Source organism: Polynucleobacter sp. AP-Nino-20-G2, from assembly GCF_018688235.1.
In the GTDB taxonomy this organism is placed as follows: Bacteria; Pseudomonadota; Gammaproteobacteria; order Burkholderiales; family Burkholderiaceae; genus Polynucleobacter.
The window spans coordinates 459,367-483,363 of record NZ_CP061313.1 but is presented as its reverse complement, the minus strand read 5'-3'; the positions used below and the strand labels follow the sequence as shown (position 1 = coordinate 483,363).

Annotated in this window: 22 protein-coding genes; 11 read left to right on the top strand and 11 right to left on the bottom strand. The window is 48.8% G+C overall.

Annotation, left to right across the window (positions count from 1 at the left end; genetic code table 11):
- Nucleotides 1-108 precede the first annotated feature (108 nt).
- From ald to FD960_RS02580, 3 genes are all read right to left on the bottom strand, one after another.
- Nucleotides 109-1,227, bottom strand: a complete 1,119-nt coding sequence (gene ald / locus FD960_RS02590) for an alanine dehydrogenase (RefSeq protein ID WP_215299663.1) — start codon at nt 1,225-1,227, stop codon at nt 109-111.
- A gap of 10 nt (nt 1,228-1,237) precedes the next feature.
- Entirely contained in the window at nt 1,238-2,563 is a 1,326-nt protein-coding gene (locus FD960_RS02585; RefSeq protein WP_305849561.1) for an amino acid permease, read from the bottom strand.
- Nucleotides 2,564-2,883: 320 nt separating this feature from the next.
- Nucleotides 2,884-3,636, bottom strand: a complete 753-nt coding sequence (locus FD960_RS02580; protein ID WP_215299660.1) for a ThiF family adenylyltransferase — start codon at nt 3,634-3,636, stop codon at nt 2,884-2,886.
- A 22-nt stretch (nt 3,637-3,658) separates the two neighbouring features.
- On the opposite strand from FD960_RS02580, the gene pdxH reads away from it, so the two are divergent.
- A complete protein-coding gene (pdxH, locus tag FD960_RS02575; RefSeq protein WP_215299658.1) occupies nt 3,659-4,294 on the top strand; it encodes a pyridoxamine 5'-phosphate oxidase in 636 nt (211 codons plus the stop codon).
- Between the two features lie 10 nt (nt 4,295-4,304).
- On the opposite strand, the gene msrA is transcribed toward pdxH, so the two are convergent.
- Nucleotides 4,305-4,877 (bottom strand): peptide-methionine (S)-S-oxide reductase MsrA, encoded by a 573-nt coding sequence (gene msrA, locus FD960_RS02570; RefSeq protein ID WP_251369825.1) that lies wholly within the window; start codon nt 4,875-4,877, stop codon nt 4,305-4,307.
- 52 nt (nt 4,878-4,929) lie between these two features.
- Between msrA and FD960_RS02565 the strand changes: the two genes are divergently transcribed.
- The 3 genes from FD960_RS02565 to FD960_RS02555 all read left to right on the top strand — a co-directional run bounded on the left by FD960_RS02565 (nt 4,930) and on the right by FD960_RS02555 (nt 8,723).
- Nucleotides 4,930-6,333 (top strand): aldehyde dehydrogenase family protein, encoded by a 1,404-nt coding sequence (locus FD960_RS02565; RefSeq protein WP_251369824.1) that lies wholly within the window; start codon nt 4,930-4,932, stop codon nt 6,331-6,333.
- Between the two features lie 252 nt (nt 6,334-6,585).
- Entirely contained in the window at nt 6,586-8,145 is a 1,560-nt protein-coding gene (locus FD960_RS02560; protein WP_215299656.1) for a DEAD/DEAH box helicase, read from the top strand.
- A 2-nt stretch (nt 8,146-8,147) separates the two neighbouring features.
- Entirely contained in the window at nt 8,148-8,723 is a 576-nt protein-coding gene (locus FD960_RS02555) for a chorismate lyase (RefSeq protein ID WP_215299654.1), read from the top strand.
- Here FD960_RS02555 and FD960_RS02550 read toward each other — a convergent pair.
- Both FD960_RS02550 and hemC read right to left on the bottom strand, forming a co-directional pair.
- Nucleotides 8,712-9,545 (bottom strand): uroporphyrinogen-III synthase, encoded by an 834-nt coding sequence (locus FD960_RS02550; protein WP_215299652.1) that lies wholly within the window; start codon nt 9,543-9,545, stop codon nt 8,712-8,714. The genes FD960_RS02555 and FD960_RS02550 overlap by 12 nt on opposite strands.
- Nucleotides 9,546-9,563: 18 nt before the next feature.
- The gene (hemC, locus tag FD960_RS02545; protein ID WP_215299651.1) at nt 9,564-10,550 is read right to left on the bottom strand and encodes a hydroxymethylbilane synthase; all 987 of its coding nucleotides are present in this window, start codon (nt 10,548-10,550) and stop codon (nt 9,564-9,566) included.
- Nucleotides 10,551-10,593: 43 nt separating this feature from the next.
- Here hemC and argH point away from each other — a divergent pair, with 43 nt between their 5' ends.
- Genes argH through FD960_RS02530 form a run of 3 tightly spaced genes read left to right on the top strand, consistent with a single transcriptional unit; the run spans nt 10,594 to nt 14,098 of the window.
- Entirely contained in the window at nt 10,594-12,012 is a 1,419-nt protein-coding gene (gene argH, locus FD960_RS02540; protein ID WP_215299649.1) for an argininosuccinate lyase, read from the top strand.
- Nucleotides 12,013-12,017: 5 nt separating this feature from the next.
- Nucleotides 12,018-12,569 carry a TRAP transporter small permease subunit gene (locus FD960_RS02535; protein ID WP_215299647.1) on the top strand — a complete coding sequence of 184 codons (552 nt, stop codon included), beginning with the start codon at nt 12,018-12,020 and terminating at the stop codon, nt 12,567-12,569.
- Complete coding sequence (locus FD960_RS02530; protein WP_215299645.1) at nt 12,566-14,098, top strand: TRAP transporter large permease subunit; 1,533 nt, start codon at nt 12,566-12,568, stop codon at nt 14,096-14,098. The genes FD960_RS02535 and FD960_RS02530 overlap by 4 nt, the downstream gene beginning before the upstream one ends.
- 46 nt (nt 14,099-14,144) lie before the next feature.
- Here the strand turns inward: FD960_RS02530 and FD960_RS02525 are convergent, their stop codons facing one another.
- The 3 genes from FD960_RS02525 to FD960_RS02515 are packed head-to-tail and all read right to left on the bottom strand — an operon-like array spanning nt 14,145 to nt 17,921.
- Complete coding sequence (locus FD960_RS02525) at nt 14,145-16,412, bottom strand: arginine/lysine/ornithine decarboxylase (RefSeq protein WP_215299643.1); 2,268 nt, start codon at nt 16,410-16,412, stop codon at nt 14,145-14,147.
- Nucleotides 16,413-16,464: 52 nt separating this feature from the next.
- A complete protein-coding gene (gene dcd, locus FD960_RS02520) occupies nt 16,465-17,031 on the bottom strand; it encodes a dCTP deaminase (protein ID WP_215299642.1) in 567 nt (188 codons plus the stop codon).
- Nucleotides 17,032-17,072: 41 nt separating this feature from the next.
- Entirely contained in the window at nt 17,073-17,921 is an 849-nt protein-coding gene (locus FD960_RS02515) for a formate dehydrogenase accessory sulfurtransferase FdhD (RefSeq protein ID WP_215299640.1), read from the bottom strand.
- Nucleotides 17,922-18,052: 131 nt separating this feature from the next.
- Between FD960_RS02515 and metG the strand changes: the two genes are divergently transcribed.
- From metG to panC, 4 genes are all read left to right on the top strand, one after another.
- On the top strand, nt 18,053-19,723 hold the full coding sequence (metG, locus tag FD960_RS02510; protein WP_215299639.1) for a methionine--tRNA ligase: 1,671 nt from the start codon (nt 18,053-18,055) through the stop codon (nt 19,721-19,723).
- Nucleotides 19,724-19,874: 151 nt separating this feature from the next.
- Nucleotides 19,875-20,063 carry a DUF3460 family protein gene (locus FD960_RS02505; protein WP_215299638.1) on the top strand — a complete coding sequence of 63 codons (189 nt, stop codon included), beginning with the start codon at nt 19,875-19,877 and terminating at the stop codon, nt 20,061-20,063.
- Nucleotides 20,056-20,925: a ScpA family protein gene (locus FD960_RS02500; protein WP_215299637.1), complete on the top strand. Its 870-nt coding sequence runs from the start codon at nt 20,056-20,058 to the stop codon at nt 20,923-20,925. The genes FD960_RS02505 and FD960_RS02500 overlap by 8 nt, the downstream gene beginning before the upstream one ends.
- Complete coding sequence (gene panC / locus FD960_RS02495; RefSeq protein ID WP_215299636.1) at nt 20,922-21,773, top strand: pantoate--beta-alanine ligase; 852 nt, start codon at nt 20,922-20,924, stop codon at nt 21,771-21,773. The genes FD960_RS02500 and panC overlap by 4 nt, the downstream gene beginning before the upstream one ends.
- A gap of 13 nt (nt 21,774-21,786) precedes the next feature.
- Here the strand turns inward: panC and FD960_RS02490 are convergent, their stop codons facing one another.
- The gene (locus FD960_RS02490; RefSeq protein ID WP_215299635.1) at nt 21,787-22,719 is read right to left on the bottom strand and encodes a methionyl-tRNA formyltransferase; all 933 of its coding nucleotides are present in this window, start codon (nt 22,717-22,719) and stop codon (nt 21,787-21,789) included.
- A 1-nt stretch (nt 22,720) separates the two neighbouring features.
- Nucleotides 22,721-23,968 carry a formyl-CoA transferase gene (gene frc / locus FD960_RS02485; protein ID WP_215299634.1) on the bottom strand — a complete coding sequence of 416 codons (1,248 nt, stop codon included), beginning with the start codon at nt 23,966-23,968 and terminating at the stop codon, nt 22,721-22,723.
- Nucleotides 23,969-23,997: the final 29 nt, after the last annotated feature.

The following is a 23,997-nucleotide window of genomic DNA, read 5'->3' as shown; positions in this document are numbered from 1 at the left end:
TTAATAAGCAATACTGAAATCATAGAGGATAAATATGACAGCCCCAATATGCATTGGGGGGGGGCTGGCATCTCATGAGATGCCAGCACTATGTAGCCTTATGCAGTTCTATGCGGCCAACAGCTCTTCCGCAGTGACAAAGTCCAGTTTTTGAGCCCTTGCCACCGGCTCTGAAGTTAAACTACCCCGATGAACACTCAAGCCATTACGCAAGTGATGATCATGGGATAAAGCCAACAAGCCTCCTCGATTCGCTAACGCCTCCACAAATGGATAAGTGGCATTGGTTAAGGCAAAGGTAGAAGTACGAGCAACAGCACCAGGCATATTGGCAACGCAATAATGCAATACGCCATCGACAATATAAGTTGGATCGGCATGGGTGGTGGGCTTGGATGTTTCAAAGCAACCGCCCTGATCAATGGCGACATCCACCACCACCGATCCTGACTTCATCTTACGAACCATTTCACGAGTAACAAGCTTTGGAGCTGCAGCACCCGGCAACAGCACCGCACCAATCACCACATCAGCCTCACACACCTCCATCTCCACCAATAACGGGTCGGAATAAAATGTTCTTACACGGTTACCGTACAACATATCGATCTGTCTCAAACGATCAATATCGCGATCGAAGATGCACACATCGGCACCCATCCCTACCGCCATTTGCAAAGCATTGCGTCCAACCACACCGCCGCCCAAGATCACGACCTTCGCAGGAGAAACTCCCGGTACGCCCGCCATGAGCACCCCCAGGCCGCCGTTTGTCTTCTCAAGATGAGTAGCAGCGGCCTGAATTGACATGCGTCCGGCCACTTCACTCATGGGCGCCAGCAATGGCAATGCGCCATGACATGAAGTCACAGTTTCATACGCAATGCAGCTTGCGCCGGAGGCTAGTAACGCTTTGGTTTGTTGTGGGTCTGGCGCAAGATGCAAATAAGTAAAGAGAATTTGATCTTCACGCAACATGGCACATTCTTGCGGCTGCGGCTCCTTCACTTTAACCACCATCTCCGCCTTGGCAAATACTTCGGCAGCGCTATTAATCAGCGTGGCGCCGGCCATGCGATAAGACTCATCACTCAAACCAATGAGCTCGCCAGCTCCGCGCTGCACTAATACAGAGTGGCCTTGCTTGCACAAACCCCTGACATTTCCCGGAGTGAGGCCAACACGAAATTCATTATTTTTTACTTCTTGTGGAACGCCAACAATCATTTATATCTCCTTATTTGAATTCACGATTCAGTTTTGTTTTGCGATGCAATCCAACGATGTAGAACATCGCGAGATACACGCCCAATAGACACGGACCCAATACCAACGCGATCCGCGCATCCTCATGGAAGCCCATTAGCACCACTACCAAAGCAATGAAAGCCAATGCGAACCACGAGGAATAGGGCCACCACGGTGCGCGATAAGCCAACTCGGCAACCTGTGTTTTAGTGAGAGAGCGACGGAATTGAATTTGCGTAAAGAGAATGGCGATCCACACCATCAATCCTACAAATGTGACCGCGGCCATGATGTATTGAAAGGCCTTATCTGGCACAAAGTAATTCAGTACCACACCCGTCATACAAACTGCTACTGTTGCAAGTACCGCACGATGAGGAACGCCATACTTCGATAGCTTGGCAAAAGGTGAAGGCGCATAACCATTCACGGATAGCGCATACAACAATCGGCCACCACTAAAGATGCCAGCATTGCATGAGGAAAGCGCAGCGGTGATCACAACAAAGTTGATGATTCCGGCAGCTTCGCGCAAACCAATCCGCTCGAACATCACAACGAATGGACTGCCTTGCTGCCCCACTTCATTCCATGGAAAGATCGCCAGGATGACAAAAATTGCACCCATGTAAAAAATCAAGATGCGCCACGCCAATGAATCAATTGCCATTGGAATCGTTTTGCGTGGGTTCTCAGCTTCACCAGCTGATAAACCAATCATCTCAATCCCAACGTATGCAAACAGCACCATCTGTAAAGAAAGCAACATGCCACTAATGCCATTTGGGAAAAAGCCACCGTGTTGCCAGAGATTGGCTAAGCCGATTGGGTTCCAGTCATTCGTAAAACCAAAGAAGATTACGGAGCTCCCAAGTGCAATTAAGGCAACTATCGCAACCACCTTAATTAGGGCAAACCAAAACTCAAACTCGCCAAATACTTTTACGGCGATGAGATTGATCAGACCCATCATCAAGATGGAGGACAAAGCCCAAATCCACTGCGGTGTTTCCGGAAACCAGATGCCCATATAGATGCCCACGGCAGTTACCTCCGCGATACCTACAACAATCCAGTAGGTCCAATAGCCCCAGCCGACCATGTACCCTGCAAGTGGCCCAACATAGCTATTGGCATAAGCGGCGAACGATCCTGCCACAGGCTCGTGTACAGCCATCTCCCCGAGAGTTCGTAGCACGATGAACGCCACGATCCCCGCCAATAAATAGCCCAGCAAGATCGAGGGTCCAGCAATTTGTATAGCGCTGGCAGAACCTAGAAATAATCCAACGCCAATCGTGGACCCCAAAGCCATCAAGCGAATATGTCGCACTTTTAGATGGCGCTTTAAACCTGCCTGTTCAGTCTGCAAAAGAGACCTCCTTTCGATTTGTTGTTGGTAACGCACCAACGAGGCAAAGTCTAGGGAGGACTGCTCATCTGCACTAGGGGATAAAACTACCCAAAGTGCCTAAACAAATAAATGTGAATGAGATAAAAAGTGTTGGCCCAGCAAACACAAGCCGATAGATGAATCTTTGAAAGATGGATGACAACAGAATACGTAATTTCCTACAGGGATTCCCCTAAAGGAATTCAGCACACTTCAATACTCTTTGCGGTATTTCTGAAAATTTATTCCTGAGTAGCGATTAAATTCAAGATCTCTGCAGCAGCCGCAAGACCGCAAGCTGCCGTCACCATGACGGTTGAACCATAGCCAGAGCAAGCTAAGCCACCGCTCGCAACTCCAGCGCGTGGCTCATGAGAGTAGATAGCACGAATACCAATTTTTTTCTTTAAGTTTCTAGAGAAGCCATGATCCTGTCGCAAGCCCTGACGCACCTTTGCCAACAAAGCATCTTGCTCGGTTCGTGAAAGATCATCACAACGCACTGAAGTAGGATCCGACTTGCCACCAGCCGCGCCACACATCACCAATCCACGCTGATTTTTTTCCGCCCATACTGCTAAAGCAATTTTGGTTTGAACGGAATCGGTTGCATCTAAAACAATAGCGTCTTTTGGAATCAAAATATCCAAATTATCTGGCTCTAAAAATTCATCACAAACTGTCAGCTGAATCTCGGGATTGATCTTGAGAATTCGCTGCGTCATCGCCTCTACTTTGGCTTTTCCGTACTCGCCTTCAAGTGCATGAAGCTGGCGATTGGTATTGCTCTCGGCAATATGATCGAAATCAATCAAAACGAGATGCCCAATTGCAGTACGTGCCAATGCTTCAGCGGCCCAAGAGCCAACACCGCCCAAGCCTGCCACCACAACAGTGGCATGACGAAAGCGCTCGCGCAGCTCCGGACCGTATAGCCGAGCTACACCTCCAAAACGACGGTCATCTACACTGTCTTCTACCTTGTCTTCTGCCATAGCTTCTCTTTATACTGAAAAAATGGACACCATTGCTCAACTTCGCAAAAACTATACTTTTGGCCAACTCTCTGAAACCGAGGCTCCATCGAACCCCATTAGCTTATTTCAGACTTGGTTTGAGCAAGCCATCAAAGCAGAGTGCCCCGAACCAAACTCCATGACCTTGGCTACCGCTGATCAAGCCGGAAATCCATCAGCCCGTATTGTCTTACTAAAAGGCGCGGATCAGGATGGCTTTACCTTTTTTACCAATTACGAAAGTCAAAAAGGTAAAGATTTAGCGGTTCGCCCTCAGGCAGCCCTCTTATTTCACTGGCATGAGCTTGAGCGTCAAGTCCGCATTAAAGGGGTGGTTGAGCGCGTAAGCGCCCAAGAGAGCGACGGCTACTTTCACTCACGCCCCGCAGCTTCCCGCATTGGCGCGTGGGCATCCCCCCAAAGCTCTGAAATTCCAAATCGAGAATTTCTAGAAGAGGCTGAGAAGCGTTTCGCCGCAGAGTTTGGTGATCACCCACCGCGCCCAAAGCATTGGGGCGGCTATCGATTACGCCCTACTGAAATTGAATTCTGGCAAGGTCGCCCCTCGCGACTCCATGACCGCATCCACTACCAATTAGATGGATCAGCCTGGTTAATTGCGCGCCTAGCCCCCTAAGAGCACCGCCTTATTGAAAATCCGAGGCAATTAAGGATTGAAATTTCGCTCTAAATTTTGCTAACTTGGGAGCAACTACTGCCATGCAATAACCCTGTCCAGGGTGCTGACGGAAGTAGTTCTGGTGGTAATCCTCCGCCGGATAAATCACAGGCGCATCTTCGATTTGGGTCACGATAGGATTGGCATAAATGCCAGCCTCCTCAAGCTCTTTGACAACCTCATGCGCAATCATTTTTTGCGCGTCACCGTGTGTGTAAATCACCGAGCGATATTGCGTCCCATGGTCATTCCCCTGATAGTTCAAGGTCGTTGGATCATGAATTACAAACAAAACTTCCAACAAATCTCGGTAGGACACAATGTTTGGATCGAAATAGATGTCGACTATTTCAGCATGACCGGTAGTTCCAGAGCAAACCGATTCATAGTCGGGATTAAGCGTGGCCCCACCTGCATAGCCAGACACCACTAACTGGACCCCGGAAATTTGTTGATAAACAGCCTCTAAGCACCAAAAACAACCGCCGCCCAAAGTGGCGCGCTCAAGGCCAAATGAATTTATATCAAGGATTTTGTTCATGGCTTTATCCTAATGCCTTATTCAATCGCTTGCTTGCCGCTAATACAACCCAATGACCATGAATCGCTTTACGCTCCAGTTAGACGAAATCAAAGCGGCCTACGCTGCCGAACCAAATCCCACTCTTGAGGTTCGCCTTGAGCGCATCGGTCGCATCGAAAAAATGCTGATGGCAAACGAAGAGAAGATCTGTAAGGTGCTTCAAGCGGATTTTGGTGTGCGCAATTCCGTTGAGAGCAGGCTTCTTGAATTTCAGATGATTTATCAAGCGTGCAAATACACACGCAAACATCTCAAAGAGTGGATGAAGCCCCATTTGGTGCAAACCCCCGGATTCTTGGGATCCTCCCATGCCTGGACTGAAATGCAGTCTATGGGCGTAGTGGGCATCATGAGTCCGTGGAACTATCCCGTGCAACTGGCGCTCGTTCCCGCGATCGCCGCATTTGCAGCGGGTAATCGTGTTTGGCTCAAGCTCTCCGAAAGAAGCTCTCGCACTTCAGGTTTTCTAGCTGGCCTGATTCAAGAATATTTTCATCCAAGTGAATTTTGTGTAACCACAGGTGGCACAGATGTTGCGGAATCATTTGCGACACTTCCGTTTGACCATCTCTTTTTTACCGGATCAGAGCATGTCGGTAAAAAAGTAATGCGTGCGGCGGCTGACCATCTCACTCCCATTACGCTTGAGCTGGGTGGCAAATCCCCCGCGATCGTTGACCCTTCAGCCAAATTAAAAGATGCGGCGTCCAGCATTGTTTATGGCAAGCTGATTAACGCTGGACAAACTTGTATTGCCCCAGACTATGTATTAATTCATGCGGGCAATTGCGATGAGTTCGTAGAAGAGCTGCGAAATGCCGCTCAAAAACAATTCGCTAATCCTGAGGAATTCACTGGGCCGATTGATCAACAACAACTCAATCGCTGGAATCAGTTAGTACAAGATGCCGTAGATCGAGGCGCGAATGCCATTCCACTCCTCTCTTTTAATCAAGATACCTCTCCAATATTTACACCTGTCGCGCTGCTGAATGTTTCGAAAGACGCCCTCATCATGCAAGAAGAGATCTTTGGCCCCATTCTTCCCATTGTGGCAGTCGATGACCTCAACTCAACGATTCGTTACATCAACGAGAATCCAAAACCACTGGCACTGTATTGGTTTGGTAAAGATAAGCGGGCAATGCAAAGCATCCTCAATGAGACTCGCTCTGGCGGGGTAACGATCAACGACACGCTATTGCATGCCGCAGTTGAAGACTTGCCCTTTGGTGGGGCTGGCGCTAGCGGTATGGGTGCATACCATGGCAAAGCTGGATTTGACACCTTTAGCCTGCGTAAGTCGGTTTTAGAGGTTCGCGGATTCTTTGGCTTAAATGTGCTGCGAGGCACTAAGTTAGCAAGACCGCCTTATGGGAAAGGTGTGGAACGTTTCATGCGCTGGTTGCGTTAATGGCATTGTCCGGAATTAATTCGGGAAATCCTTGTCATTACCTTCTTAAAATGCCATAATAAGAGGCTTTTTAAAGCAATTTGATTCATCGCCCCCCAGCTATATTTCAGCGTACCGTTTAGAAGTCATAAACACCGAAGTTCAAAAAACGCGCTGCCGCCTGTCTGATGGTCGATGCCTTTGACCATCGCACTCAATAAAAAACAGAGAGTGTATACACGGAGACATCCCTTAAAGGGGATGTGTAATAGCATGACTTTTTCTAAAGAAACCAATCACGAGTCCAAAGACTCAAAACACTCTGGAACTGAATTCCAGTCTTTTGCCCTCGCGGCACCACTTCTTAAAAACATTGCTGAATTGGGTTATACCCAAGCCACTCCAGTACAAGCTCAGGTTATTCCTGCAGCGCTTGCTGGTGGTGACTTATTAGTCAGCAGCCAAACCGGTAGCGGTAAAACCGCAGCCTTTTTATTACCTTTAATTAATAAACTCATCGAAGACAACCCAAGCGGCTCACCTGTACCAGGTCGCGCACAACCTAAAGTGTTGGTGCTCTGCCCTACTCGTGAATTAGCTCAACAGGTTGCCGCAGATGCAGTGAACTTAGTTCGCGGCATGAAAGGGATCCGTATCGCAACTGTGATGGGTGGCATGCCTTACGGCAAGCAGATCCAAGCTCTGAAGGGTGCATTATTAGTTGTCGCAACACCAGGCCGTTTACTCGACTTGACCGACAGCAAAGCAATCCGCTTGGATGATGTAAAACAACTCGTTATCGATGAAGCCGATCGCATGCTCGACATGGGATTCGCGGATGACCTCGAGGCGATTGATAAACGTTGCGCTGGTCGTAACCAAACTTTGATGTTCTCTGCAACTTTTGCGCCAAAGATCATGTCCTTGGCAAATGAGTTGACTACTAACGCTAACCGCATTGAGCTTGCTCATGCTGGCGAGAAGCATGCGAACATCGAGCAGAAGTTGCACTGGGCTGACAGCGTGTCACACAAACATAAATTGCTCGAGCACATTCTGGCTGACGCCTCTTTGGATCAAGCAGTAGTGTTCGCAAGCACACAAGTTGAAAGCGAAAAAATTGCCGACACATTGCGTGCTAACGGTTACGAAGCAAGCGCCTTACACGGTGCGATGCCACAAGCTGTTCGTATGCGTCGTTTAGAGTCTCTCCGCAAAGGTCACACCAAGATTTTGGTTGCGACCGATGTGGCCGCTCGCGGTATCGATGTACCCCGTATTAGTCACGTGATTAACTTTGGCTTGCCAATGAAACCAGAGGACTATACGCACCGCATCGGCAGAACTGGACGCGCTGGTCGCAATGGCGTAGCTATCACCTTGGTTGAACATCGTGACCGCGCCAAAATTCGCAATATTGAGCGTTTTACACAGCAAGATATCGTTGCCTCAGTCATTTCTGGTCTCGAGCCACAAGCTAAGCCTAGCTTTGGTGGTGGTGGCCGTCCAGGCGGTGGTCGCTCTGGCGGTGGCTTCGGCGGTGGTAATCGTTCTGGTGGCGGTGGTGGCCGTTATGGTTCTGGCGCCCGCTCAGAGTCTCGTTCTGGTGGTGGTGGCGGAAACCGCTCCGGCAATCATTTCGAATCTCGTTCAGGCGACTCACGTCCATCTGGCGATTCTCGTCCTGCTGGTGGCAATCGTTTCGGCGATTCCCGTCCTGCGCGTTCTGCTGACTCACGTCCAGCTCGCTCTGGCGACTCACGCCCCTCCGCTGGTCCACGTTTTGCGAAACCAAAATCTGGCGGTCAACGTAGAAGCTTTAGCGGCAACTAAAAATGGTTCACCGTCGTCGTCTCCGTTCTGCATGGAATCGAGTCGATTCCGGTGAGCTACACCAAGCGCCACGAAAGTGGCAGCCTTGGCTTAGCGACACGGGTTCTTTAACTCAAAAAATTGAACGTGCAATTGGTCAAAAACTAGAAGTTGTAGTTTTGCGAGATTGCCGGCAAAACCTTAATAGCGATGAAAGTCGCTATTTTCACTTCCAGATTAAGCGTTGTCGTGTACGCGAAGTATTACTCTGCGTAAATGGCGCACCATTGGTAATGGCGCACAGTATCATTCCCGCAGCCAGTTCTAGTGGCAGTAATCACCCCGTCCTACGTTTAGGCAAAAAACCTTTAGGGGCTGTGCTCTTTGCAAAAACACGCATGCACTCTAAGAAAAAACCGTTGCGTGAAATCGCACGCCTAGATCAACACAGCGCTTTGTGGAAGAAATGCTTTAAGCAATTCCCTGAACTGCCGAAGGTGGCATGGGCAAGGCGAACGCTGTATGACCTTAAAGGGCGTCCACTACTAGTCAGCGAAGTCTTCTTGCCTAGTTTGCTCAATTACCCTTTAAACAGATAGCCAAGCGAGCGATGCCGCAATTAATGCGTCATCACCTGGCTCACAAGTAAAAACCTCTCCGAAGCCAATCTGCTCAGCAGCATCTGCAATATTGTGATGAGGGCAAATAGCCGTTGCTACAGCCAAGCCTTGCTTAGAGAAGCCAAATTGATCGGCGATGACCTGACCTAAATAGCGCACTGCTTCCGAGGAAGTCAGCAACCAAAGCGATTGTGAAAAATCCATCTCATGGATATCACTCCACGCAGGGCTATCTATATCCAAGGGTACGCGAGCATAAACAGAAATCGCCTCCAGATCTGCGCCTGCTTTTTTCAAAGTATCAGCCAGCCAGTCTCGACCACCCTCTCCTTTAAAAATCACTACTTTCTTGCTAGACCAGTCCCAATCTAGTTTTTTTAACTCAGACCAAAGACCCTCAGAATCCCAATTCGCATTATCTTGAGGAAGAATAATTTGAGTGGGAGAGGCCTCTTTTCCAATACCATGATGATGGAGTGCGGCCATACTGCTACCGCCCATTACCCCAATCGGAACTGGTTTACCAGAGACATCAACCCAAGACCTTTCAAGTAAACGCATGGTGCACTCGATGGCGTTTGGACTCACAAAGATAGCCAAATCCGCATGGGCTAATACTGTTTCGATCCGCGCAATTAATACAGGATCAGCTTTAGGAACAATGGTCAGTAAGGGCAAAGAAATAATCTTAGGCGCATGCTCTTTGCTCACGCCATGCTTAAGCAAGTGCGCTGACAGTATTTCTGAGAGTTGGCGCGCCTGCCCAGTCGGGCGGGTGATCACAATAGTCTTGGCGCTCATAAGGAAATGAACTGGTACTTACTTTTGCTGCGGTAAACCGTTTGGCAACAAACTGGCGACACCTTGCGCGATTAAATCCTGCGCAACCGAAAGACCTAATTCCTCAGCCTCTGCCAAACTGTTCACCGAGCCTTGCGCCTTTGCTAAGCAACTTGCTTTGCCATCAACACTAGCAACAAAAGATCGAATGTTCATACGACCCTGCTCCCAGGTGGCGTAAGCCGCTAAAGGCACTTCGCAAGAACCTCCCAGCTGGCGTGACACCATACGCTCAGCAGTGACCGCATATAAGGTCGGCAAATCATTTAAAGGGGCAAGCCATTGCTTGATGTTGCGATGCTTGCTTAAGGTCTCAATTCCTAGAGCACCCTGACCAGCAGCAGGAGTGTATGGGTCGATCGGCAACAGTGCACGAATGCGACTTTCCAAGCCGAGCCGCTTGAGACCCGCGGCAGCCAAAATAATTGCCTGATACTCACCGCGGTCTAGTTTGCCCATACGCGTATCTAAATTTCCCCTCAGAGGCGCAATCTCTAAATGCGGGAACTTGGAACGCAGTACTGACTCACGACGTAAGCTAGAGGTGCCGACAACTGCCCCTTGGGGTAAATCATTCAAACTGGCGTAATCATTGGAAACAAATGCGTCATGCGCATCTTCCCGCTCCATGACACAGGACAAATCAAAGCCCTCGGGCATCACCATCGGCACATCTTTTAAGGAATGCACCGCCAAATCCGCCCGACCATCCTCTAAAGCGGTCTCAAGCTCTTTAACAAATAAGCCCTTTCCGCCCACTTTTGAGAGGGCTTTATCCAAAATCTGATCGCCTCGGGTTGTCATTCCTAGGATCTGTACATCGCACTCTGGATAGAGCGTTTTGAGGCAATCCCGGACGTGCTCAGCCTGCCACATGGCAAGGCGGCTCTCGCGGGAGGCGATTACAAGGCGCTCAGGGGTGGCGAAGGGGGTGGCTGTAGAGCTAGAAATGGGGGTTTGGGACATAACATTTAAAATAATCAAAGACCTACACCAATATACTGCGTTTATGAGCTCATCTAAAAATTCCCTCGCCAACAAAGCCCAAGCTTGGTCGGCCCGTTTTACAGAACCTGTTGACGAACTGGTTCAACGTTATACAGCCTCCATTGGCTTTGACCAACGTTTTGCCCTCGTCGATATCGCTGGATCCCTCGCGCATGCCGAGATGCTTGCTGCCCAAAAAATTATCAGCGCGCAAGATTTGGCCGATATTCAAAAAGGAATGGCGCAGATTAAGGCGGAAATTGAGGCTGGTGAATTTAACTGGCAACTCGCCTTAGAAGATGTGCATCTCAATATTGAGGCACGCTTAACTGAACTAGTTGGCGATGCTGGCAAGCGTCTTCATACTGGCCGTTCACGTAACGATCAAGTGGCGACAGATTTGCGCCTGTGGTTGCGCGGCAGCGTGGATCAAATTGCGGCAACCCTAAAGACATTGCGTGGCGCCCTCTTGGATCTTGCGCAGACTCACTCCGCTACCATCATGCCGGGCCACACCCATTTGCAAGTAGCGCAACCCATTACTTTTGGTCATCACCTCATGGCCTATTACGAAATGTTTAGCCGTGATGCCGGTCGTTTAGCGGATCTCCGTGCCCGCTTAAATCGCTTGCCACTTGGAGCGGCAGCCTTAGCTGGAACGACTTACCCCATTGATCGTGAGCAAGTGGCTCGCATCTTGGGCTTTGACGGTATCTGCAATAACTCCTTAGATGCCGTATCGGATCGTGACTTCGCGATTGAATTCTGCGCTTTTGCATCAATCTTGATGATGCATATCTCACGATTATCTGAAGAGCTCGTACTTTGGCTCAGCCCTCGTTTTGGCTTTATTGATTTACCGGATCGCTTTTGCACCGGCAGCTCCATCATGCCGCAGAAGAAAAATCCAGACGTCCCAGAATTAGCTCGCGGCAAAACGGGTCGCGTCTACGGAGATTTGATTTCTCTATTGACCCTAATGAAGAGTCAGCCGCTGGCTTATAACAAAGATAATCAAGAAGATAAAGAGCCCTTATTTGATGCGGTAGATACCGTGCAAGATACCTTGCGCATCTTCGCCGATATGGTTCCGCACATTGAGGTAAAGGCTGAAGTCATGAAGGCCGCTGCTGAAGAAGGATTTGCTACCGCAACCGACTTAGCTGATTACTTGGTGAAAAAAGGTCTAGCCTTCCGCGATGCGCATGAAGCCGTTGCTCATGCTGTGAAGGCCTGCGTTGGCCGTAACTGTATGCTGACCGACCTGAGCCTTTCTGAGCTGCGTTTTGCTTGTGGATTAGATAGCCGCCCAGAACTGATGGGTGATGATGTATTTACCTTGCTCACTGTTGATGGCTCCGTTAACTCGCGTCAACATGCAGGCGGTACCGCTCCAGCACAGGTGCTCGCTGCAATCAAACGGGGTCGCGCAGATCTCTAGATCGCATGGGTTTCTGGGGAACACTCTCAACTGGAATTGATCGCCTAAACCAATTTCTGGGCAAGATGGCAAGCATTATGATTTTGCTATCTTGCGTAGTGTCTGCGCTCAACGCGCTTTTGCGTTACGGTCTCGATATCAGCAACAACTGGCCCTTGGAGTTGCAGTGGTATCTCTTTGCCACTGCCGTTATGCTCGGCGCCTCATACACACTCAAGCGCAATGAGCATGTGCGAGTAGATTTAATCTATTCACAACTATCGGACCGCGGCCGAATGTATGTCGATTTATTTGGCTTGATCTTATTCCTAATGCCAGCATGCATGCTGTTTACCTGGCTGTCTTGGACTTCCTTGTTTTACCCTTCATGGCTGGTATCAGAGCACTCACTTAACGCCGGAGGATTGGCGCGATACCCCATTAAATTTATTGTGCCATTTGGTTTTTTCATGCTGAGCCTTCAGGGGCTTTCAGAAATTATCAAGCGCATTGGCATGCTCAAAGGCAAAGATACTCTGCCGAGCGCTGACCTCAATTATGAAAAGCCCATGCAATGATTCCAATTGAATGGATGCCACCGCTCATGTTTGGCGGACTCATTGTGTTTATGTTGATCGGATTCCCCGTAGCGTTTTCTTTAATGGCTGCAGGCCTCTTCTTCGCCGGTATCGCCATCACTGAAAACTTTTTTGGTATGCCGTTCTTGCAGGCTATTCCACAGCGGATCTTTGGGAGCGTACTTGCCAATGACTTACTCCTGGCGATCCCCTTCTTTACTTTTATGGGCGCCATTCTAGAGCGCTGCGGCCTGGTAGAAGAGATGCTCGATTCTATGGGGCAACTGTTTGGCCGCATCCGTGGAGGACTTGGCTACTCCGTCATCATTGTGGGCTTCATCCTTGGTGCAATTACCGGCACCGTAGCCGCTCAGGTGATCGCTATGGCCATGATCTCCCTGCCGGTAATGATGCGCTACGGCTACAACATGCGCTACGCTACGGGCGTTTTAGCAGCTTCTGGAACTATTACCCAGCTAGTGCCCCCATCTTTGGTGCTGATTGTCTTGGCGGATCAACTCAAAACCCAAAGCGGTAGTGCCGATGTTGGCAGTATGTACTTGGGCGCCTGGGGTCCATCACTACTACAAATCGCCTTATTTGCTCTCTATACCTTTTTTCTATCCCGCTTTAAGCCGGACTATCTACCCGCAGCCCCTGAAAATGAACTCACCTTAAAGGGATGGGCGCTCTGGAAAAAATGTCTCATGGGTATTATTCCCTCTGCGATCTTAATTTTCCTGGTTCTGGGAACCATCATGACAGGCATTGCCACCCCAACAGAATCTGGCGCAATGGGCGCAATGGGCGCCCTCCTCCTAGCCTGGATTCGAAGAGCAAGCATCCCAAATCTCAAGGGGCTCATTCGGGAAGCGTATCAAAACACTATGCAGATTACCGCAATGGTGGTCTTTATCCTGATTGGCTCAACCTGCTTCTCAGTGGTATTCCAAGGAGTCGATGGGGGCCATTGGGTTGAAGAGCTCTTCTCCAATCTGCCAGGTGGATGGATTGGCTTCCTCATCGTCGTCAATCTCTTTGTATTTTTCCTAGCCTTCTTTTTAGACTTCTTTGAGATTGCCTTTATTGTCGTGCCAATGTTGGCGCCCGTAGCCGTTAAGCTTCTGTCGCCCGTATTGCTAGATTCGATGAACGGCAATCCACAAGCTGCTGCTAGCGCTGCACTCGTCTGGTTTGGCGTCATGCTCTGCGTGAATATGCAAACCTCTTTTATGCATCCGCCTTTTGGTTTCGCACTCTTTTATCTACGCGGCGTTGCACCCAAAGAAGTCAAGAGCAGCGACATCTATTGGGGTGCTCTGCCCTGGGTGGCACTACAACTCATCATGGTGGTTGTTGTGATGGCATTCCCCTCTTTAGTAACCACCTTCTTAGATAAGCCGGCGGCAGTTGTGCAGAGTCAGGAGTTCAACTTCACCGGCGGCGATGATGTGAAAGCAAATCCATCATCAAGCAAGACTGATGAAGATGCGCCAGTCACCTTTCAGCTAGATAAACCGACGAAGTAATAAAGAAAAAGCCACCCGAGGGTGGCTTTTGCATATCGCTGCCTGCTTACAAAGTGATGTCGCGCTCTTGTCTAACGCAATCCACGTAATACTCACTACGCCCGTCAACATCAGCCTTCACCAAGCCATGGATATCTGTTTCAAATCCAGGGAAGCGCTCATTGAAGTCACGCGCGAAGTAGAGATAGTCGATGATCCGCTTGTTAAAGCGCTCACCCGGGATCAACAAAGGAATCCCTGGGGGATATGGCGTTACCAACATTGCAGTAATCCGGTCTTCCAATTGATCCAAAGGCACGCGATCTACCTCTTTATGCGCCATCTTCGCCCATGCCTCTGAAGGCATCATGGCCGGAACCATATCTGAGGTGTACATCTCAGTTGTCATGCGCGCTACATCACGACTCTTGTAGAACTCATGAATCTGCTGGCAAATATCCTTGAGGCCAACACGCTCATAACGAGGGTGCTTTGCCACAAACTCAGGCAATACTTTCCATAAAGGAGCATTCTTATCAAAGTGGTCTTTGAACTGTTGCAACTCAGTTACCAAAGTATTCCAACGGCCTTTGGTAATGCCAATGGTAAACATGATGAAGAAGGAATAGAGGCCGCACTTCTCTACGATCACGCCGTGCTCAGCCAAGTACTTCGTTACGATGCTCGCTGGAATACCCATTGAGCCAAAATTACCTTCAATATCCAATCCAGGCGTAACCACTGTCGCTTTAATGGGATCGAGCATATTGAAATCTTTGGTCACATTGCCAAAGTCATGCCAACTCGCATTTGGCTCCAACACCCAATCAGAGCGCTCGCCAATACCCTCTTCTGCCAGATGATCTGGGCCCCAAACCTTAAACCACCAGTCTGCGCCAAACTTATCATCTACCTCTCGCATCGCGCGACGGAAGTCCATCGCTTCCGCAATAGACTCTTCCACCAAAGTAGTGCCACCCGGAGACTCCATCATGGCTGCAGAGACGTCACAAGACGCAATGATGGCGTACTGTGGACTAGTTGAGGTATGCATTAAATAGGCCTCATTAAAGCAATCGCGATCCAACTTAGTGTCTTCGGCGTCCTGAACTAAGACTTGCGAAGCTTGTGAGAGACCAGCCAACAATTTATGTGTTGATTGAGTAGCAAACATCAAACTCTTTTTAGTGCGCTTACGGTCCGAGCCAATCGCGTGCATATCCTTATAGAAAGGATGGAAGGCGGCATGCGGCAACCAAGCTTCGTCAAAGTGCAATGAATCCACTTTGCCATCCAACATCTCTTTAATCATCTCGACGTTGTACACAATTCCGTCGTAAGTACTTTGTGTAAGCGTCATGACGCGTGGCACAACATCTTTGTTCTTGATGAATGGATTAGCATCAATCTTCTTCTTGATGTTTTTCCACTCAAACTCTTCTTTAGGAATTGGGCCAATAATGCCCAAATGGTTGCGCGTTGGCATCAAGAAGATCGGAATTGCGCCCATCATCGTGATGGAATGAATAACTGACTTATGGCAATTGCGGTCTACCAACACCACGTCGCCAGGAGCAACAGTGGAGTGCCAAACAATCTTGTTGGATGTGGAAGTGCCGTTGGTTACGAAGAATAAATGGTCGGCATTAAAGATACGCGCAGCATTACGCTCACTCTGCAATACAGGGCCAGTGTGATCAAGCAACTGACCCAACTCTTCCACGGCATTACAAACGTCAGCGCGCAACATGTTCTCACCAAAGAATTGATGGAACATTCGACCTACTGGGCTTTTCAAAAAGGCTACACCACCAGAGTGTCCTGGGCAGTGCCAAGAGTAAGAACCTTCAGACGCGTAATTGGTTAAAGCACGGAAGAATGGAGGCGCCAATGAATCGAGGTAGACCTTGGCTTCACGAATAATATGTCGCGCCACAAACTCTGGCGTATCTTCATTCATGTGAATGAAGCCATGCAACTCACGCAAAATGTCGTTAGGCATGTGACGTGAAGTACGCGTCTCACCGTACAAGAAGATGGGGATATCTTCATTGCGCTTGCGCACTTCAGTAATGAAGGCGCGCAGGTTATTTAATGCGGGTAAGTCATGATCTTCAGAATCGGATACAAATTCCTCATCATCAATCGAAACAATAAAGCTGGAGGCGCGGGAGGCTTGTTGCGCAAAGGATGTCAGGTCGCCGTAACTCGTCAGACCAATGACTTCCATGCCCTCATTCTCAATCGCTTCCGCTAAGTCACGAATACCTGAACCTGAAATATTTTCAGAGCGAAAGTCCTCATCAATAATGATGATAGGAAAACGAAATTTCATGAGTGCCCTTTAAATTCGCTGTGCAGGCGATTAAATAAATTAAGAGTAAGAATTAGGTCTTAGGCAAGGTAACGCCAACCTGACCTTGGTATTTTCCACCACGATCTTTGTACGATGTCTCACAAACTTCATCGCTCTCAAAGAATAGAACTTGAGCACAACCCTCGCCCGCATAAATCTTGGCAGGTAATGGAGTGGTATTAGAAAACTCTAGGGTCACGTAACCCTCCCACTCCGGCTCGAAGGGAGTGACGTTCACAATAATTCCGCAACGCGCGTAAGTGCTCTTACCAACGCACACGGTTAAAACGCTGCGTGGGATCTTGAAATACTCCACTGTTCTCGCTAAAGCAAAAGAGTTTGGAGGAATGATGCAAACCGGACCCTTGAAATCGACGAAAGATTGTTCATCGAAATTTTTAGGATCAACAATAGTGCTGTTGATATTCGTAAAAATCTTGAATTCATCAGCGCAACGAATGTCATAGCCATAGCTAGAAGTGCCATAGCTCACAATTTTTTGCCCGGCGGCATCTTGGCGGACCTGCCCAGGTTCAAATGGGCTGATCATGCCTTGCTCGCCCATGCGGCGGATCCAGTGGTCAGATTTAATAGTCATGGCCGAATTGTAAAACCATCGCAGGCGCTATGCCCACGAATTTACGAGGCGACAGGTACGGGGGTAAAAATAACCCGCTCTGGGGCGTTATAGATCTCAAAATGCTTACCCGAGCACCGAGACAGAAGGGTGAGATTGGTTTTGCGCGCCAGCTCTAGACCCATCAAGGTCACGCCAGAGCGGGTCAAGAGAAAGGGAATACCCATTTGAGCGCCCTTGATCACCATCTCGGAGGTTAAGCGCCCCGTTGTGAAGAAAATTAAGTCCTTGCCCGGCTTATCCGCCAACCACATCAATCCAGAGATGGAATCAACGGCATTATGGCGGCCAACATCCTCTATAAAGTGCAACATTCGCACGCCTTGATCGCCATCCCGCTCAAAGACTGCGCAGGCATGGACTGAGCCAGATTTCTTGTAAATAGTGTCGTGGACGCGAATATCATCAATGAGCGCAACGATTGCCTCCTGAGATAGCCCAGGGCCATCAGACAAGCGAATCTCCGACATCTCCTCGATTAAGCCCCCAAACATCGTGCCCTGGCCGCAGCCGGTGGTCACGACCCGCTTGCTAGTAAGGGCGTCGATATCTACAGTGCTACGGCGGGTCTTGACTGCCGCTGAATCCGTCTCCCAGTCGACTTGGATACTGGCGATGTCATCAGGCGACTCTACCAAGCGCTGATTACGCAAATAACCGAGAACTAGGGCTTCCGGGGCGCTACCCAAGGTCATTAAGGTGACAACCTCACGCTTATCTAGGTAGATCGTTAGCGGGCGCTCCCCAGGAATATGGTTGGTTTTTAGGCGCCCCGCCTCGTCCATGATCTGCACCTCATGCACTAAAGGCACGGAAGCATTGGACATCTGAATATTGTGGGGTAAGGCCATAAAACGTCTCTTATTGGGTTCAAATCGGTATTAACTTTAACCGCAGACTAAAATTACTGCACAAGTAAAACCCAAGCCCCATAATCTTGGATTCCCGATTGATTGAATTAATTTCTATTTAAGTCCGCTTCATGAGCAGCCCCAAACGTCGCCTTCTTGTCACCTCCGCCTTGCCCTACGCCAATGGTCAAATTCATATTGGTCACCTGGTGGAATATGTTCAGACTGATATCTGGGTCCGCTTTCAAAGAATGCGTGGCCATGAAGTGCATTACGTTGGCGCAGATGACACTCATGGCACGCCTATCATGTTGCGTGCTGAAAAAGAAGGTCTTACACCAAAACAGCTGATTGCCAATGTTTGGAAAGAGCATAAGCGTGACTTTGATGACTTCCTCATTTCATTTGACAACTACTACACCACTGATAGCCCCGAGAATGAAACGCTGTCTCAGAGCATTTACATCAAATTGCGCGACGCCGGCCTCATTGAAAAGCGCGCGATTGAACAAGCCTACGATCCTGTTAAAGAAATGTTTTTACCGGACCGCTTTATCAAAGGCGAATGCCCTAAATGTGGCGCCAAAGATCAATACGGCGACTCTTGCGAAAAGTGTGGTGCAACCTACTCCCCAACTGATTTAAAAAATCCGTTCTCCGTAGTCAGCGGTGCAACCCCAATCAAAAAAGTTTCCGATCATTATTTCTTCAAACTTTCAGATCCACGCTGCGAAACTTTCTTGCGCGAGTGGACTCAAGTAAAGACTCCGCTTCAGCCGGAAGCCCGCAACAAGATGAAGGAATGGGTGGGACAGCCCAGTGATAGCAAGCTTGGGGACTGGGACATCTCTCGTGATGCACCCTACTTTGGCTTTGAAATTCCGGATGCGCCAGGCAAGTATTTTTATGTCTGGCTAGATGCTCCGATTGGCTATTACGCCAGCTTCCTTAACTATTGCCAAAGCAAAGGCTTGAACTTTGAGGAATGGGTCAGGCCCGATACCACCACCGAGCAGTATCACTTCATCGGTAAAGATATTTTGTATTTCCACACATTATTTTGGCCAGCTACATTGCACTTTGCGGGCTATCGCACACCGACCAATGTTTTCGCGCACGGCTTCTTGACAGTTGATGGTGAAAAGATGAGTAAGTCGCGTGGCACCCTCATCTCCGCGCATAGCGTGATTGAATCCGGATTTAATCCAGAGTGGTTCCGTTATTACTTCGCGACAAAACTCAATGACAGCATGGAAGACTTGGACCTCAATCTTCAAGACTTCGTTGCTAGAGTGAATAGCGACCTCCTAGGCAAATACATCAACATCGCTAGTCGCAGCGCCGGCTTCTTGGTGAAGCGCTTTGGTGGAGTCGTGTCTGACGCGGCAATGAAGAATTCTCTGCTCGAAGAAATCACTTCATCCAGCGACAAAATTGCTGAACTCTATGAGGTGCGCGAATATGCAAAAGCATTGCGCTCCATCATGGAGCTAGCCGACAAGGTCAATGCCTTTGTCGATGAAAACAAGCCCTGGGAAATCGCTAAAGATCCAGAGCGCGAAGCTGAGCTCCAAAGAGTCTGCAGCGTCACCTTGGAAGCATTCCGCTTATTAAGCCTCTATCTGAAACCCGTCTTGCCGCAAGTAACCGCTGGCGTGGAAGAGTTCCTATCCATCCCTGCAATGGGCTGGAATGATGTTAAAATCCCCCTCTCAAGCCAGACCCCCATCAAACCCTACAAACACCTTATGACACGGGTAGAAGCCCCTCAAATTGAAGCTTTATTAGCGGCTAATCTCTGAAAATAGCCCCCATTAGGGGCTATTTCTGGCAATTGACCAAAAAGTCGGCGAGTTTGTAGGAAAAATCGTTAATAATGATGGGCTAGGCAAGCTATTCTTGCCCGGTAAATTTTTTAAGCTATTGATTTAATTAAGAATTTTAGGAAATGTGATGGCAAGATATACCTCCGAATTCACCCAGTTCTTAAATGAGCTCAAATCCGAGAAACCAGAGCTTGAAGCGGGCCAGCAAGCAGGTCGCGCACTCCTATGGGATAAAGAGCCTTTGACCACTGAGGACCAACGTCGCGCCAAAGCAGCTAAATTAAAGCAACGCGCTTACGTTTACTCGAATGATTGACTTAAGAGCTGAGCCAGGCGCTCAATCCGAACTGCTGGATAGCACCCCGTCAGTTACGGACGGCATGTCCTCGGCTTTCGCGAAGTTATATGGCGAGCCGCTCTTTAAGCTCCCAACTGACCTTTACATTCCACCAGATGCTCTAGAGATTTTTCTGGAGGCATTTGAAGGTCCTCTCGATCTTTTGCTCTACCTCATTCGTAAGCAAAATTTCAATGTTCTCGATATTCCTATGGCGCAGGTGACTCAACAGTACCTGAGCTATATCGATCAAATTCGTCACCATAATCTCGAGCTAGCTGCCGAATATCTCTTGATGGCCGCAATGTTGATTGAAATTAAATCTCGCATGCTTCTGCCAATGAAAAAGGCGGATAGCGATGAAGAAGTTGAAGATCCACGCGCTGAATTGGTACGCCGACTGCTTGAGTACGAGCGCATGAAGCTTGCCGCGCAAGAGCTCGATCAAATTCCACAACAAGGTCGTGATTTCCAAATCGCTCATGGTTATGTAGACACCACTGTTGCTGTCACATGGCCTGAAGTTAATCTGGATGACCTGCAAATGGCTTGGCGTGACGTGCTCCACCGCGCCAAACTGAATCAACATCACACCATTACTCGCGAAGAGTTGTCGGTGCGTGATTTCATGACCCGTATTCTGCGTCGCTTGCAAAACACCCGCTTTGTAGAATTCAGTGAATTATTTGAAGAAGCAATTAAATCCGGCAAGGGCGTTCCAGTAGTCATCGTCAACTTTATCGCGATGCTTGAACTCTCGCGCGAAGCTTTGGTGGAAATTACCCAGGCCGAGCCTTACGCTCCTATCTACGTACGTCTGGCATATACCCCTGTTGCATGAAAATCATTAGCGATATACAAGAGTTGCGCGACCACTTACGTGGACAAAATCGCGCATCCTTTGTACCAACCATGGGTAACCTGCACGAAGGTCACCTATCACTCATGCGCTTGGCTAGACAACATGGCGACCCTGTTGTAGCGAGCATCTTTGTCAACCGCCTGCAGTTTGGTCCAAATGAAGATTTCGATAGCTATCCACGCACGATGCAGGCAGACATCGATAAGCTGGAAAAAGAAGGTGTCTACATTCTCTTCGCACCAACTGAACGCGACCTATATCCACAGCCGCAAGAATATCGTGTCGAACCACCGCAACAACTAGGCGATATCCTCGAAGGTGAATTCCGTCCAGGGTTTTTTAAAGGTGTGTGCACCGTAGTACTCAAGTTACTTTCTTGCGTACAACCCAAAGTAGCGGTCTTTGGAAAAAAAGATTACCAGCAGCTCATGATCATTCGTCAGATGGCCAAACAATTTGCATTACCTGTGGATATTGTTCCTGGTGAAACGATTCGTGCGGAAGATGGCTTAGCCCTATCATCTCGCAATGGCTACCTCTCCGCTGCAGAGCGCGCCGAGGCGCCTGAGCTACAAAAGGCATTACAGGAAGTTCGTGAGCGCGTTCTGCAATTAAAAGAACGCGATATGAACGCATTGCTTGAAATTGAAAAGATCGCCTTAGCCTCGCTTACCGGACGTGGCTGGCAACCTGATTACATCGCCATTCGCCAACAAAGCGATTTAGCGCCCGCATCTAATGAAAATCTGCAGTCTGGCGAGCCACTGGTCATCCTAACCGCAGCCAAGCTGGGTAAAACGCGCTTAATTGATAACCTAGAGATTTAATCTCTAGACTGGTTTACAAGAGGAAGAACTGACCAACTTCCAAGTGAAGTTCTTTGGCTAACTCAGCGCCAGTCACTTTTCCACTCGCACCTTTAGCCTTTAAGACTTCAATCTGACCGCCATGACAGGCAACGAAGAATGAATCCAAATTAATTTGGGTGATTTCACCTGGCTTACCTTTCACCGAGCCAAAAGTCGCTGCTACATGCTTATGCGCATCGTAAATCTGCACCTTCTGCTCACCAAACTTCGTCCAGGCACCTGGCGCAGGGTTGCATGCGCGAATGAGGTTATAGATCTGGCTAATGTGACTAGCCCAATGAATTTGGGCTGCATTCGCATCAAACCAGCCTTCATAGTTCGCTTGCGACTCATCCTGAGCAATCTCTTGATGCTGATTAGCAAGCACTAAATCCGCCGCCTCTAATAGCGCGCTAACACCCAAGGGAAATAAATGATCGAAATAGACTTTGCCTAATGTGTCATCAGGCCCAATGGCTACTTCTTTCTGCAAAATGATCTCACCCTCATCCAAGCCGTCCGATGGTCGGAAGATCGTCAAACCAGTCTTCTCCTCCCCTAATGCAATCGCCCAGTTAATAGCGCTTGGGCCACGGTATTTAGGAAGCAAGGATGGGTGGTATTGGATGGTGCCATGCTTAGGAATCTTGCAGAGCTCTTGTGGCACAAATTGCAGCACATAGGCCATCACACAAATATCGGCCTTGCTGTCAATCATGGCTTGCGCCGCTTCAGCGCTCTTGAGAGAGGCAAACTGCAAAGGTGTTAAACCCCTTGCAATTGCACCCTCTTTGAGCACTTCAGGCTTGGTAGATTTAGGATTATCTGGAGGACAAAAAACCGCGACGACTTCGTCGCCACGATCCAAGAAGGCCTCTAACGCCGCCTTACCAAAATCCGCACTTCCAATCAGCGCAACTCGCATCTTAGATCACCTTATCGTGACGAAGAGCAATCAACTCATCAGTAGAGTAACCCAGCTCACTGAGAATCTCATCAGTGTGCTCACCAAGCAATGGTGAACGCGTTACTTCCGTAGGACTATCAGACATCTTGATAGGATTGCCGACTGTTAAATACTTGCCGCGGATTGGATGATCCACTTCAACGACTGTACCTGTAGCGCGCAATGCAGGCTCTTCAGCAATTTCTTTCATAGACAAAATTGGACCGCAAGGGATGTCGTACTTGTTCAAGACATCCATGACTTCGAACTTGGTCATAGTCATAGTCCACTTTTCAATTTCACCAAAGATTTCCATCAGGTGTGGCAAACGTGCCATTGGTGAAGCAAAACGCACATCAGTGATCCAGTCTTCGCGACCGATGACTTTGCAAACAGCTTCCCACACTGGGGCTTGCACAATCACATACATGTAAGCATTAGGATCGGTTTCCCAACCCTTACATTTAACAATCCAACCAGGCTGACCACCGCCAGAGGCATTACCGGCGCGGGGCACAGAGTCACCAAACTCTCCATTCGGGAACTGTGGGTACTCTTGCATTAGACCGTTACGCTCTAAGCGCTGTTGATCGCGCAACTTCACGCGGCACAAGTTCAACACCGCATCTTGCATGGCTGCCAATACTTTTTGACCGCGCCCAGAATGAGTGCGCTGATACAAAGCAGTAACGATTCCCAATGCCAAATGCAAACCAGTTCCGCTATCGCCAATCTGCGCACCAGTGACCATCGGAGGGCCATCATCAAAACCAGTAGTTGATGCGGAACCGCCAGCGCATTGCGCTACGTTCTCGTACACCTTGCAATCCTCGTAAGGACCAGGACCGAAGCCCTTAACAGAGGCCATGATCATCATGGGGTTAAGTTCTTGAATACGCTCCCAAGAGAAACCCATGCGATCTAATGCGCCTGGAGCAAAGTTCTCAACGAGAACATCGCATTCTTTAATGAGGCGCTCTAAAATTTCTTTACCTTTTTGAGTCTTGGTGTTGACAGTGATTGAACGCTTGTTATGGTTCAGCATTGTGAAATACAAACTATCAGCATCCGGAAGATCACGTAACTGACCACGGGTAGCATCACCCTCGCCAGATTTCTCCACCTTAATAACGTCCGCACCAAACCAAGCGAGCAGCTGAGTGCAAGTTGGTCCAGATTGAACGTGCGTGAAGTCGAGGATTTTGACCCCTTCTAATGCTTTTGCCATGATTAACGTCCTAATAAGATTGAAATTTT